The sequence below is a fragment of the Microbacterium sp. oral taxon 186 str. F0373 genome (assembly GCF_000411455.1).
In the GTDB taxonomy this organism is placed as follows: Bacteria; Actinomycetota; Actinomycetes; order Actinomycetales; family Microbacteriaceae; genus Microbacterium.
In genome coordinates this window covers 1-12852 of record NZ_KE150459.1, presented here as the reverse complement: position 1 = coordinate 12852, position 12852 = coordinate 1, and the positions used below count along the sequence as shown (strand labels likewise).

12 protein-coding genes are annotated in these 12852 nt (G+C 67.4%); 10 read left to right on the top strand and 2 right to left on the bottom strand.

All coding sequences use genetic code 11. The annotated features are described in order from the left end of the window. Positions 1–26: 26 nt before the first annotated feature. Positions 27–3803 (bottom strand): AAA domain-containing protein, encoded by a 3777-nt coding sequence (locus HMPREF1529_RS15140; RefSeq protein WP_016465424.1) that lies wholly within the window; start codon positions 3801–3803, stop codon positions 27–29. Between the two features lie 281 nt (positions 3804–4084). Here HMPREF1529_RS15140 and HMPREF1529_RS15135 point away from each other — a divergent pair, with 281 nt between their 5' ends. From HMPREF1529_RS15135 to HMPREF1529_RS15090, 10 genes are all read left to right on the top strand, one after another. Next, on the top strand, positions 4085–4861 hold the full coding sequence (locus tag HMPREF1529_RS15135) for an FAD-dependent oxidoreductase (protein WP_084675267.1): 777 nt from the start codon (positions 4085–4087) through the stop codon (positions 4859–4861). A gap of 121 nt (positions 4862–4982) precedes the next feature. Beyond that, positions 4983–5969, top strand: a complete 987-nt coding sequence (trxB, locus tag HMPREF1529_RS15130; RefSeq protein ID WP_016465422.1) for a thioredoxin-disulfide reductase — start codon at positions 4983–4985, stop codon at positions 5967–5969. After that, positions 5966–6292, top strand: a complete 327-nt coding sequence (trxA, locus tag HMPREF1529_RS15125; RefSeq protein ID WP_016465421.1) for a thioredoxin — start codon at positions 5966–5968, stop codon at positions 6290–6292. The genes trxB and trxA overlap by 4 nt, the downstream gene beginning before the upstream one ends. After that, complete coding sequence (gene arsB / locus HMPREF1529_RS15120; RefSeq protein WP_016465420.1) at positions 6289–7386, top strand: ACR3 family arsenite efflux transporter; 1098 nt, start codon at positions 6289–6291, stop codon at positions 7384–7386. Before trxA ends, arsB begins: the two co-directional genes overlap by 4 nt. Then, positions 7383–8381, top strand: a complete 999-nt coding sequence (locus tag HMPREF1529_RS15115; RefSeq protein WP_016465419.1) for a metalloregulator ArsR/SmtB family transcription factor — start codon at positions 7383–7385, stop codon at positions 8379–8381. Before arsB ends, HMPREF1529_RS15115 begins: the two co-directional genes overlap by 4 nt. A gap of 22 nt (positions 8382–8403) precedes the next feature. Next, positions 8404–8814, top strand: coding sequence for an arsenate reductase ArsC (locus HMPREF1529_RS15110; protein ID WP_016465418.1), 411 nt, complete (start codon positions 8404–8406; stop codon positions 8812–8814). 95 nt (positions 8815–8909) lie between these two features. Then, positions 8910–9269: a Cd(II)/Pb(II)-sensing metalloregulatory transcriptional regulator CmtR gene (gene cmtR, locus HMPREF1529_RS15105; protein ID WP_016465417.1), complete on the top strand. Its 360-nt coding sequence runs from the start codon at positions 8910–8912 to the stop codon at positions 9267–9269. Then, positions 9266–11179 (top strand): heavy metal translocating P-type ATPase, encoded by a 1914-nt coding sequence (locus tag HMPREF1529_RS15100; protein ID WP_016465416.1) that lies wholly within the window; start codon positions 9266–9268, stop codon positions 11177–11179. The genes cmtR and HMPREF1529_RS15100 overlap by 4 nt, the downstream gene beginning before the upstream one ends. After that, positions 11176–11736 carry a signal peptidase II gene (gene lspA / locus HMPREF1529_RS15095; protein WP_016465415.1) on the top strand — a complete coding sequence of 187 codons (561 nt, stop codon included), beginning with the start codon at positions 11176–11178 and terminating at the stop codon, positions 11734–11736. The genes HMPREF1529_RS15100 and lspA overlap by 4 nt, the downstream gene beginning before the upstream one ends. A gap of 2 nt (positions 11737–11738) precedes the next feature. Next, a complete protein-coding gene (locus HMPREF1529_RS15090) occupies positions 11739–12047 on the top strand; it encodes a hypothetical protein (protein WP_436970512.1) in 309 nt (102 codons plus the stop codon). A gap of 16 nt (positions 12048–12063) precedes the next feature. Here the strand turns inward: HMPREF1529_RS15090 and HMPREF1529_RS15085 are convergent, their stop codons facing one another. Further along, complete coding sequence (locus tag HMPREF1529_RS15085; RefSeq protein ID WP_016465413.1) at positions 12064–12591, bottom strand: hypothetical protein; 528 nt, start codon at positions 12589–12591, stop codon at positions 12064–12066. Between the last annotated feature and the right edge of the window lie 261 nt (positions 12592–12852).

Genomic DNA, 12852 nt, shown 5'->3' with positions numbered 1-12852 from the left:
CGCGCTCACGAAGCTCGCGCGGGTACTTACTGGGACGTCCCATGAGACAGATCCTTCCAAGGAATCCTGTCTCCGGACACGCCGGGGCGAGTCACGAGCAGTTCTTGGCGGAGACGGTCGCGCTCCCGTGCAATGTGCCCGGAGTGGTAGGCGGCACCGTCCGCCTCGATGGCGAGGACATGGCGCCCGGGGGTATCGGGATGACGAGCCGCGAAGTCGATACGGTACCCTCCGACGCCCACCTGCGGGTCGAGCACGAGTCCGGCCGCCTCCAGCCGCTTCTTGATGTCGATCTCGAACGGATTGAGCGGTGTCGCTTGGCTGGTTCCGTCGGTGAGGCTGTTGCCGCCTGACGCGACGAAGCGAATGAATTGGTACATCAGCCGATAGCCAGCGGACGAGTGACCATCAGGGGCGACGTCCTCCGCAGCGAAGCTCGTCACCAGCGTCATGCGTTTCTTCGCACGACTGATCGCGACGTTGAGACGTCGCTCACCGCCGTCACGAAGCAGCGGTCCCCAGAAGTAGCGGAGTCTGCCATCGGAGCTCTTCCCGTACCCAACAGAGAGGAAGATCGCGTCGCGTTCGTCGCCTTGGACTCGCTCGATGGCTTTGACGAACCAGGGCTCGTCTGCGTGCGCGGTGAGCGCTGCCTCGAACTCGGGATCTTGTTGCATGGCGACTTCGAGCGCTCGCTCGATTCTTGCCTCATGCTTGATGCCGAACGTGATTACGCCAACGCTCTCTTCCGGGTGCGCCTTGACGTGGCTCTTGACGAGGTCCACGACGCGCCGCACTTCGGCCTCGGGACTGTTGGTGCCTCCCGAGATCCCGGGACTGAAGTCGACGACTTCGTGGCGGACTGATTCGAGGGCGTCGGGTGCTGGGAATGTCGTGAGGCTGCCGTGGTAGATGTACTCGTTGGATACCGCGATGAGGCGCTCGTCCCGAGAGCGGTAATGCCACTGCAAGCTGCGGCTTTGGCCGGCCAACAGGCGATCCATGGCGAATAGCACGCTTTCCGCATCTCGCGTGTAGGAGCTTCTTCGACGGGCGGGCTCGTGTGCTGTCTCCGAGGGAACGTTGGACAGCGCGACATCTTCGTCGGCGTCGTCTGCTTCGTCGTCTTCCAGCACTTTAGAGAAGAACTCCGTAGGTGGGAGCTGGCGAGAGTCTCCCGCCACAATCACCTGCCGTCCACGCATGAGTGCCGGAATCGCGTCGGCCGGCTTCACCTGGCTGGCCTCGTCAAAGATCACGACGTCAAAGCACTGGGCCGCGGGAAGGATACGCGAGACCTGGAGCGGGCTCATCGCCCAAACAGGCTTGGCCGCGAGGAGAACGTCCGGCGCCTCTTGGAACAGACGCCGCACTGGTCGGAAGTTTCGCTTACGGGTGACTTCCATCTTGAGCGCCGAGTGCTGATCGGGATGCTCATCGAACGCCTGCTTGAGAAACACAGCGGCCTTGCGCCGCACCCGGGCAGCATTCGCGGCAAGGTGTGACTGGTCTGCCTTCTGGAAAGTGGCGGTCGCTGTCGCCAACTCGGCACCGCGCACGCCGGCTATAGCCGGGCTGGTGAGTTCGGCGGACTCTAGGACCGACCGGATCGCGACCCATTGCAGGATTTCGCTTGGCGGGCCGGTGAGCGCCTTGTCCTGTGCGTAGTGACTGCGCAGCATGTCGATCACTTGTCCCGCTCCTGCGGAGCGGAGGTTTGTCTCGAGGGCGTTGGCGCGTGCCATGACGCCGCCCCTCGTATCAGCGACCAGACTCTCCAAGGCTGTTTCGAGCGAGCCAAACTCGGCCGCCGCGAGAGAAGTCCCCTGCGTCGCGGCTTCGATCTGTGCGACCTCGCCTCGCACGCGCTCCAGGAGCGCCGCCGTGGTATCGGCGCCCTCGTAAGGGGCCGGAGCGCTGCCGGTCGCCCAGGCGGCACGCACCGCCCGCGCTTTGAGGAGGAGCTCGAGTTGTTGCGGTGGCGTGAGGGCGGCGAGCGTCTCACGCGCTGCCCGCTTGCCTGCCCGACGACGTCGCCACCCGACGTCTGGCAGCTCTCGCCGATGAGGCTTGCTCAGCGCCGCGATCATGGCGTCGAGGTCTGCGGTGGCGAGCAGGGACGGCGAGGTCCGCGCAGCCTCGAGCGCGTCGCGGTGGAGGCTCGTCAGAGGTCCGGCGTCGTTCAGCCCCGTTGCAGCGGCGTGCCCGCTCACGCGCGCCTCGGCCTCCAACTCGTGCCGCAATGTGGGAAGCCGTTCCCATCGCACCGAGAGGGCCAGCTGGCGCAGATGCTCGGCGACTTCGGCGGTCGTCATCGACGGCGGCCTCCAGCCCAGGGTGCTCGTCCATGTCGGCGCGAGGGCGCCGAGCGACTGGAGCTCGTCGAGGTCCTCGGACAACCGCCCAAGCGTCGTCTTCTCCCAGGTGCGGAACGTAGCGGGCGGAAGACGAAGCGTGCTCTTCGCACTCGAGTCGAAACCGAGCGACGCGACGCGAAGCTCGTGAATGCTCGCGCCCCAGCCGTGTGAGGCACTGAACAGGGCATCGTTGTGGCTCACAAGGCGGCTACGTGCCTTCTGGAGCTGTGCATGGAGCTCAGCGGTATCGGGCATGCCCACCTGCTGCTGACGTTCCAACACGGTGCGGAGCTGCTCGGCGACGAAACGCCGCGCCCCATCCGCAGCGAAGAGGTCGAGGAGCAGGTGTGAAAGGTCAACCGCGCTGAGCCGGTCGAGCACCGCGGTAATGGCCGCTCGCTTCTGCGCAACGAACAGGACGTGCTTTCCATTCGCGATGAGGGCACTAATTACGTTGGCGATCGTCTGGCTCTTGCCAGTTCCCGGCGGTCCCTGCACGACGAGATTGCGACCAGCGAGTGCAGCGTTGACGACGTAGGACTGACTAGCATCGGCATCGAGCACAAGGTACTCGGAGTCGATCGGCGCGTAGTCCGGGTCGGCCTCGGACACAGGGACGTCGGAGGCTGCCGCCCGAACGCGGGCCGCTGCCTCAGGATCTCCTGCGAGCGCTGCCGCGATGTCTGAAAGGGCCAGCGCGCTGACGTCGGCGACGTCGTTGACCATCGGCTGCTTTTGGTACGAGAAGGTGCCAATCACCAGTTCCGGGTTGGTGCGGAACCCGTCTACCTCTCGACAGTCCGACTCAAGCTCCCGCCGCACATCGCCAAGCGCAGCTCGGAACTCCGCCATGTCGGTGGGGCTCTCGAGTGCCTCGGCGGAGTCGAGGAGGTCATCCTCCTCGACCCGCTGGACACCGAAGTTGAGCACGTGTACGAGTACGCCGTTGAGTTGATAGTCGTCCGAGAGCTGGAGGTACCAGTCGTCCGTGACGCCGCGGCGACGCGTGATCTGTACAGGACGCAACAGCAGTGGTGCGTTCGGTATTGGACCCCTCCGGAGCGATGTTGCTGATTGATCCATTTCAGCCGCCTCGGCGTCGTGCAGTGCCCGGTTGGTCTCGGGGTTCCAGGTCGCGAAGCCTAGAGCGAGGTATGTCACCGAAACGCCATACTCTTCGGTGGCTTCGCGCTCCTTTCTCGCTAGTGCGGCGCATGAGCGTTTGGCTCTGTCGAGTTCGATACCGCTGACCAGGTCTCGGATCGAAACGCTGCCGCCTCTCATGAGACGGAGCAGTGCGGTCTCGTTCGCGACCGACAGGTCAAGCGTCGTGCTGGTCTTCTTGAAGTGCAGCAGTCGGTTCGTGCCGCTAACGTCGATCAGCGCGCTCTTCCACTCCTGCGAGGCCCGCGCAAGGGAGGCGGGTGCTGCCGCCGCGTCGCTCAAACTTCGCGCTCCGAGTTACTCATGGTCAAGAGTTTGCCAGGTGGCCTCGATCTGCATGGACTGGGCTTTCGTTGCCGATCCGTTCGCCGCGAAGCTATCAAGCGGATCGACCCACGAGCGGGTGTAATGGCTGCCACGGCCGCCCGAAAGGCCGGTCAACCGCATGATGCCGGGGTGGGGATCCCTGCCGAACGGCCAGGAGACCGTTCACGTCGTCCCGCTTACGCGCAGTGCCCGATTAGGGATACCCCGCGGTCGGCGAGACGGCTGCCTCGGAGCGCATCTCATACCGGATCCCAGACGACGTGTTCGAGCTGGCCGGCTCGCACGTGGTCGTCGTCGGCGCCGGCCACTCCGCGACGCACGCAGTGCTGCGCCTGAGTGAGTTGGCGCGTCGCGAGCCGGGCACCAAGGTGACCTGGCTGCTGCGCCGCGGGAGTGCAACGAACGTGTTCGGCGGCGGAACGGGAGATGAGCTGCCCGAGCGGGCCGCACTCGGCTCCCGCGCACGCAAGGTCATCGAAGCCGGCGTCGTCGAGGTCGTCACCGGGTTCCGCGTCGCGGAGTTCCAGCAGGACGGCGACACGCTCACGATCCTCGCCGAGAACGGCCAGGAGATCTCGGGTGTCACGCGCGTCTTCGCCCTCACCGGGTTCCGCCCCGACACCAGCATCCTGCGGGAGGTGCGCATCGAGCTCGACGGATCGCTGGACGCCGTGGCCGGGATCGCCTCGGAGATCGACCCCAACATCCACTCCTGCGGCTCGGTGGGAGCGACCGGCGCACGCCAGCTCGCACAGCCGGAGAAGGACCTGTTCATCGTCGGTGCGAAGTCCTACGGCCGCGCCCCCACCTTCCTCGCGCTCACCGGCTACGAGCAGGTGCGCAGCGTCGCAGCCCACCTTGCCGGCGACCATGAGGCCGCGGACCGCAACGAGCTTGTCCTGCCCGACACCGGAGTGTGCGGCGGCGCCGGCGGCTTCGACGCCGAAGGCAGCAGCTGCTGCGCCACGCCGTCCGTGCTGCAGATCGGCTCGCGCCCCGTCACCGTCGGCTGACGGTCTCGGAAAGAGGGCGGCTTCCCGTGGGAGGCCGCCCTCTTCGCGTGTCCAGGTGAAGAGTCGGTGAACGACGCCAGCGCCGATTGCGCCTCGCATAGATTGATGTCAATATAGAAGCATGTCGATTCAAGAGGTTGAGCTGGTCATCGTCGGGTCCGGCCCTGCGGGGTTCACCGCTGCGATCTACGCGGCCCGTGCGAACCTGGCGCCCGTGGTGATCGCCGGCTCCGTGACGACCGGTGGCGCACTGATGACCACGACCGAGGTGGAGAACTTCCCCGGCTTCGTCGACCCGGTCAACGGCCCGGAACTGATGGAGTCGATGCGTCAGCAGGCCGAGCGCTTCGGTGCCCGCATCCTCCTCGACGACGCGATCCGCGTCGACCTCGAGGGACCGATCAAGGTCATCGAGACGGGTGCAGGGGAGGCCTTCCACGCCCGCGCGGTGATCCTCGCGATGGGGTCGGCGTACCGCAAGCTCGGCCTCGCGGACGAGGAGCGCCTCACGGGCCGCGGAGTGTCCTGGTGCGCCACCTGCGATGGGTTCTTCTTCCGCGAGCAGGAGATCCTCGTCGTCGGCGGAGGCGACTCCGCGATGGAGGAGGCCCTGTTCCTCACCCGCTTCGCCTCCAAGGTGACGATCGTGCACCGCCGCGACGAGTTCCGGGCATCGAAGATCATGGCGCAGCGCGTTCTCGACCACCCGAAGATCGAGGTCGCCTGGAACAGCGAAGTCGCACGCCTCAACGGCGCCGAGAAGCTCGAGTCCGTCACGCTTCGCGACACCGTCACCGGCGCCGAGCGCGACCTGCCCGCGACGGGGCTCTTCGTGGCCATCGGCCACGACCCCCGCTCCGAGCTCGTCACCGGAACGGTCGACACCGACGCCGCCGGCTTCGTACTCGTCGATCACCCCTCGACCCGCACGAACCTCTCCGGCGTCTTCGCCGCCGGCGACCTCGTCGACCACACCTACCGGCAGGCGATCACCGCCGCCGGCACAGGTTGCGCCGCAGCGCAGGACGCCCAGCACTTCCTCGCCGCCTTCGAGAACGCGACCGCGCCTCTGGACGCCCTGACCGAGACCGAGGAGGTCTTCGCATGAGCACGCTCACCGCCGTCACCGACGCGACGTTCCAGGACGAGGTCCTCGGCTCCGACCTCCCCGTCGTGGTGGATATCTGGGCCACCTGGTGCGGGCCGTGCCGGCAGGTCGCCCCGCTGCTCGAGCAGCTCGCTGCCGAGTACGAGGGGCGCGTGAAGATCGTCAAGGTCGACGCCGACCAGAACCCCGAGACAGTGATCGCCGCCGGCGTCACCTCCATCCCCACTCTCGGCTTCTACCGCGACGGCACACGCACGGACATCCTCATCGGCGCGCACCCGAAGCCTGTCATCGCCGAGAAGATCGAAGGACTGCTCGCATGACCACCGCAACCACCACCCCTGCCCGGGCCGCAACCCGGCGGCTCTCCACACTGGACAGGTGGCTGCCGCTGTGGATCGGGCTCGCCATGGTCGCGGGTCTGCTTCTGGGCCGGTTCGTGCCGGCGCTGTCGGATCTGCTCGGCCGGATGGAGGTCGGCGGCATCTCGGTGCCGATCGGGCTCGGACTGCTGGTGATGATGTACCCGGTGCTGGCGAAGGTCCGCTACGACCGGATCGCCGCCGTCACGGGAGACAAGAAGCTCCTGATCTCCTCGCTGGTGCTGAACTGGCTGGTCGGCCCGGCCGTGATGTTCGCATTGGCCTGGATCTTCCTGCCCGACCTGCCCGAGTACCGCACCGGACTGATCATCGTCGGGCTCGCCCGCTGCATCGCGATGGTCGTGATCTGGAACGACCTCGCCTGCGGCGACCGTGAGGCGACCGCCGTACTGGTCGCGATCAACTCGGTGTTCCAGGTGGTCGCGTTCTCGCTGCTGGGCTGGTTCTACCTGACCGTGCTGCCCGGGTGGCTCGGGCTGGACACCCAGGGGCTGGAGATCTCGGTCTGGCAGATCGCGCTGAACGTGCTCGTCTTCCTCGGCGTGCCGCTGGTCGCCGGCTTCGCGTCCCGGTGGATCGGCGAGCGGCGCCGCGGCCGCGACTGGTACGAGGAGAAGTTCCTGCCCGTGATCGGACCGTGGGCGCTGTACGGGCTGCTGTTCACCATCGTGCTGCTGTTCGCTCTGCAAGGAAAGCAGGTGACGTCCCATCCCCTGGATGTCGCGCGCATCGCCATCCCGCTGCTGGCGTACTTCGCGATCATGTGGTTCACCGGCATCCTCACCGGCAAGGCACTCGGGCTGAACTATGCCCGCTCCACCTCGCTGGCCTTCACTGCAGCGGGCAACAACTTCGAACTCGCGATCGCCGTCGCCATCGGCACCTTCGGCGCCGCCTCCGGCCAGGCCCTCGCCGGCGTGGTCGGCCCGCTCATCGAAGTGCCCGTCCTGGTCGGGCTCGTCTACGTCTCACTCTGGGCGGCCCGAGCCTGGTTCCACACCGATCCGTACACCGGCGAAAGGATCACCTCATGAACCTCACCCTCACCGGCACGGCCGACGCCTGCAGCCCGGTCGCCACGCACGCCATCGGCCAGGAGGCCGCCGGCACGGTGGCCGCGACCCTGAAGGCACTCGCCGACCCGCTGCGACTGCGGATGCTCTCTGCGATCGCCTCGGACCCGCGCGGCGAGTCCTGCGTCTGCGACCTCGCCGAGCTCGCAGACGTGTCACAGCCGACCGTGTCGCACCACCTGAAGGTGCTCAAGGACGTTGACGTGCTCACCTCGGAACGCCGCGGGACATGGGTCTGGTATCGCATCAACCCGAGCCGCCGCAGCGCCGTCACCGCCCTGCTGGACTCCTTCGCCCCGGCGACCATGACGGCGCCCAGCGAGGACGGGAACAGCGAAGATCGCGACATCCGCCCAGACTTCGACATCCGGATCACCCACCTCGCCGACGAACTCGCCGCCGAGATCCCCGAGCTCGCCCCGGAGACTGTGCTGAGCATCGTGCGTGAGTCCTACACGTCGCTGGCCCGTACCGCGAAAGTCACCGGCGCGCTCGTCCCTCTCACCGAACGCTTCGCCAGGCAACGACTCGCAGACATCACCAGAGACCGCAACCACTCCGTCCCGCAAGTGCTCTTCGTCTGCGTCGCCAACGCCGGCCGCTCCCAGCTCGCCGCGGCCCTGGTCAACCAGATCGCCGGCGGCAAAGTCATCGCCCGCTCCGCCGGATCCAGCCCCGCCGAGATCATCCACCCCCACGTGCGCTCGATCCTCGCCGAGATCGAAGGCGATGCCGCGGCCGCGCGCTTCCCGAAGCCCCTCACCGATGACGCCGTCCGCGCCGCCGACGTCGTCATCACCATGGGCTGCGGCGACGTCTGCCCCATCATCCCCGGGGTTCGCTACGACGACTGGGCGGTCGGGGACCCCGCCCTCGCCTCGCGCGAAGGCGTCGAAGCCATCCGTGACGACATCGAAGGCCGCGTCCGTGCCCTCGTCAACGAACTCACCCACTGACCCATCCCTCACAGGAGCCACCATGATCGACACCACCGCACCCAAGCCCTCCGTCCTCTTCGTCTGCGTACACAACGCCGGCCGCTCGCAGATGGCCGCCGGATTCCTGCGCGACCGCGCAGGCGATCGCATCGAAGTGCGTTCCGCCGGGTCCATGCCAGCCGACCAGATCAACCCCGTCGCCGTCGAGGCCATGGGCGAGCTCGGGATCGACATCACCGCCGAGCAGCCCAAGGTCCTCACCACCGAAGCGGTGCAGGCCTCCGACGTCGTCATCACCATGGGCTGCGGCGATGCGTGCCCGTTCTTCCCCGGCAAGCGCTACGAGGACTGGAAGCTCGACGACCCGGCCGGGCAGGGCATCGACGCCGTCCGTCCGATCCGCGACGAGATCCGCACCCGCATCGAACAGTTGGTCAGCGAACTCGTCTGAGCGACTCCGATTGCCGTGCACTGTCCCCGGGACCTCGTCTCTCCGTCGACAGCCTCCTTGCCTCGTAAGTTCAGCAAGCACTGTATAATCAGTGCATGCTGACTATTGCTTCTCGCCTCGACGTCATGAACCGGCTCGGCCGGGCCATGGCGGACCCGACGCGTTCCCGGATCCTGATGACCTTGCTCGGCGGCCCGAGCTATCCGGCCGTGCTGTCGCGCGAGTTGGAGCTGACCCGCTCGAACGTCTCGAACCACCTGACCTGTCTGCGCGACTGCGGCATCGTGGTCGCCGAGCCTGAGGGGCGGCAGACGCGCTACGAGATCGCCGACCCGCACCTCGCGGCGGCGCTCACCGCACTGGTGGACGTGACGCTTGCTGTCGACGAGCACGCTCCCTGCGTGGACTCTTCGTGCACCGTGCCGGGCTGCTGCGGGACGGGAGCAGGCGAGTGAGCGCGGCGTGCGGCTGCGAGCACGACGAGCCCGAGACTGTCATAGGCGATGAAGCCGAGGAGGCGGAGCGCCCCTGGTGGCGGGACCGCGGGATCATGGTCCCGGTCTTCTCCGGCGTCGCCTTCCTCACCGGCCTGGCGCTGGAGTGGTCCGGGATGGAGATCCCGGCACTGGTGGCGTTCTGGATCGGTCTGCTGCTGGGCGCGTCGACGTTCACCCCGGGCGCGATCCGGAAGCTGTTCAAGGGCAAGCTCGGCATCGGCCTGCTGATGACCATCAGCGCCGTCGGCGCGGTGATCCTCGGCTACGTCGAGGAGGCCGCCGCCCTGGCGTTCCTGTACTCGATCGCCGAGGCGCTGGAGGACAAGGCGATGGACCGTGCTCGCGGCGGGCTCCGGGCGCTGCTCAAGCTCGTCCCGGAGACCGCGACCGTCCGCCGCGACGGCGTCTCGGTGGAGGTCGCCGCGAAGGACCTGGCTGTCGGTCAGTTGATGCTGGTGCGGCCGGGCGAGCGGATCGCGACCGACGGCGTCGTCCGCACGGGACGTTCCAGCCTGGATACGTCCGCGATCACGGGGGAGTCGATCCCGGTCGAGGTCGAGCCCGGCGATGCCGTGTCGGCGGGTGCGATCAACACCGCGGGGGCGCTGGAGGTCGAGACGACCGCGGCCGGCACGGACAACTCGCTGACCACGATCGTCGACCTGGTGGAGAAGGCGCAGGCGGAGAAGGGAGACCGCGCCCGTCTCGCCGACCGCATTGCCCGCCCGCTCGTGCCCGGCGTGCTGATCCTCGCCGCTCTCGTCGCGATCATCGGGTCGCTGCTCGGCGACCCGGAGCTGTGGATCACCCGCGCACTCGTCGTGCTGGTCGCGGCATCGCCCTGCGCGCTGGCGATCTCGGTCCCGCTGACCGTGGTGGCCGCCATCGGGTCGGCGAGCAAGTTCGGCGTGATCATCAAGTCCGGGGCCGTGTTCGAGCGGTTCGGCGTGATCCGCCACGTCGCGGTCGACAAGACCGGCACCCTGACCCGCAACGAGCCCGCCGTCACCGCGGTGCTCACCGCCGACGGCGTGACCGAGGCGCAGGCGCTGGCGTGGGCGGCGTCGTTGGAGCAGCACAGCACCCACCCCCTCGCGGCCGCGATCACCGCTGCAGCGCCTGAGGCCCCTGCAGCCGAGGGCGTGACCGAGCAGGCAGGTCACGGCATCGAAGGCGAGCTCGACGGCGCGCGGATCACGGTCGGCAGCCCGCGTTGGCTCGACGCCGGATTCCTCGGCGACCAGGTCGCGGGGCTGGAGGAGCAGGGCATGACGGTCGTGATCGTCCACCGCGACGGCGAGCCGGTCGCCGCGATCGGCGTCCGCGACGAGCTGCGCCCGGAGGTCCCCGAGGTCGTCCGTACCCTCGCCGCGCAGGGCATCGGGGTCACGATGCTCACCGGCGACAACGCTCGCACCGCCCGCGCCCTCGCCGCCCAAGCGGGGATCGAGGACGTCCGCGCCGAACTGCGCCCGGAGGACAAGGCCGCTGCGATCGCAGAGCTCGGTGCGAAGGGCTCGGTCGCGATGATCGGCGACGGCATCAACGACGCCCCCGCCCTGGCCGCTGCCGATATCGGCATCGCGATGGGCGCGACCGGCTCCGATGCCGCGATCGAGTCCGCCGACGTGGCCTTCACCGGCCACGACCTGCGGCTGCTGCCGCGCGCGTTCGACCACGCCCGCCGCGGACGGCACATCATCAACCAGAACATCATCCTGTCGCTGCTGATCATCAGCGCCCTGCTCCCGCTCGCCCTCTTCGGCGTCCTCGGCCTCGCCGCCGTGGTGCTCGTGCACGAGATCGCCGAGGTCGTCGTGATCCTCAACGGTCTGCGCGCCGCCCGGACCCGGAAGACCATCGCGTGACCGTGCAGGACGTCGCCGCGACAGTCGGCGAAGACCGTACGGGCCCACGGCCGCAGGCGAGGAGAGCCCTTGGCTTCACCTTGGTCGTGGCCGTGCTCGCTGTGGTGCTCGACCAGGCCTCGAAGGCCCTCGCCGTGGCACAGCTGGCCCCGGGGGAACGGATCCCGCTGGTCGGGGACCTGTTCGGCCTGTCCCTGGTCTACAACCCCGGAGCCGCGTTCTCGCTCGGCTCCGGGGCCACCTGGATCATCACCCTCATCGGCGTACTCGCCTCCGCCGCGGTGGTCATCTTCGCCATTCGGCTGCGCGGTGCCCGCTGGGGCCTCGCGCTGGGGCTGGTCCTCGGCGGCGCGGTCGGCAACCTCATCGACCGAATCATGAACCCGCCCGCGTTCGGCCGCGGCCACGTCACCGACTTCCTCGCCTACGGCGACCTCTTCGTCGGGAACGTCGCCGACGTCTTCGTCGTGATTGGGGTCGGACTCGTCTGCCTGAACCTCCTCCTGCCGAACGCTCGCACGATGACCAACAGCGAGAGAACGGAAAGCGCCTCGTGAAAGTGGAATTGCTGCACATCGTCGACTGCCCCAACACGGACATCGCCGAAGCCAACGCACGCGCGGCGCTCGACGCTCTCGGGCTCGGGGGCGTCGCCGTCGAGCTGGTGACGATCCACACCGAGGCCGAAGCGGCAAGCCTCGGGTTCGGAGGATCGCCCACGCTCCTGGCCGACGGCGTCGACCTATTCCCGACATCTCCTGTACAGGCACTTGCGTGCCGCGTCTACACAACGGAGAACGGGTTCGCTGGGGCACCAACCACGTCCCAGATCGAACGGGCGATCCGAGCATTGCCCGAGCAGGCGTAACCGGCGGACACGATCATCACCTGGTCAACATGGAGCCCACCAAGCCGTGGTGCGAATACTGCCTCCCGAAATACTGCTCTCCACCGACAAACCCCAGGTTGAAACCTGGCCTCTCGGTGCGGTATGCGCGCGTCTTTGCTGCGTGCTTGGTCACGACAGTCGTGAACTGGTCGAGGTATGCGCGGTAGTTGTGATCTTCGTCCGTGGGTAGACCAGTGTCAACGTTCGCTACAAGGGAGGCATTCGGGAACATCTCGCCGAGGCCTGCGCTTCGAAGCTCGCGAAGGATGGCTCCTTCGCGAGCTCTTGTGGCGTCCTTCCCGGTGATGCGTGGATGATCGTCTACGATCATCGACTCGAGCAGGAGCGAATGTAAGACGTCCTCGAAATCGGGGCGCTCACGTTGTTTGAGGGTCTCCCCCCGAAGCGAAACGAGGGCGCGTTCCCCGAGCTCGCTGTAGCCGGGGAAGAAACCAATCTCGGAGTCGTTGAGGCGGCTCACGAGGTCTACAATCTCCTGCTCGTTCTGATACGCCAGCTTCATCTCGTGCAACCTCAGGCTTCTCAATCCGCTTGAACGGTACCCCGCAGCGCCACGGGGGGGGTCAAGGATTCACACTTGCACGAATGAGGATCCTCCGCGCTCGCTGAGGTCCGTTCAACGGGCGGTGCCCGGATAGGGATCACTGTTCGACCTGATGCGGGATAACAGGCTCTTCGCAGTTGAGGGTGTAGCCCGGGACCGCCGGCTGGTTCGCGGATGGGCGTCGAGGTCTTCCAGGATGGAAGTTCTCACGCTCACCAT

Bases quoted from the DNA above. Each gene is read 5' to 3' on its own strand.
- HMPREF1529_RS15115 (WP_016465419.1), top strand. From the start codon at position 7,383: ATGAACCTCACCCTCACCGGCACGGCCGACGCCTGCAGCCCGGTCGCC.
- HMPREF1529_RS15085 (WP_016465413.1), bottom strand. From the start codon at position 12,591: ATGAAGCTGGCGTATCAGAACGAGCAGGAGATTGTAGACCTCGTGAGC.
- cmtR (WP_016465417.1), top strand. From the start codon at position 8,910: ATGCTGACTATTGCTTCTCGCCTCGACGTCATGAACCGGCTCGGCCGG.
- trxB (WP_016465422.1), top strand. From the start codon at position 4,983: ATGTCGATTCAAGAGGTTGAGCTGGTCATCGTCGGGTCCGGCCCTGCG.
- HMPREF1529_RS15110 (WP_016465418.1), top strand. From the start codon at position 8,404: ATGATCGACACCACCGCACCCAAGCCCTCCGTCCTCTTCGTCTGCGTA.
- arsB (WP_016465420.1), top strand. From the start codon at position 6,289: ATGACCACCGCAACCACCACCCCTGCCCGGGCCGCAACCCGGCGGCTC.
- trxA (WP_016465421.1), top strand. From the start codon at position 5,966: ATGAGCACGCTCACCGCCGTCACCGACGCGACGTTCCAGGACGAGGTC.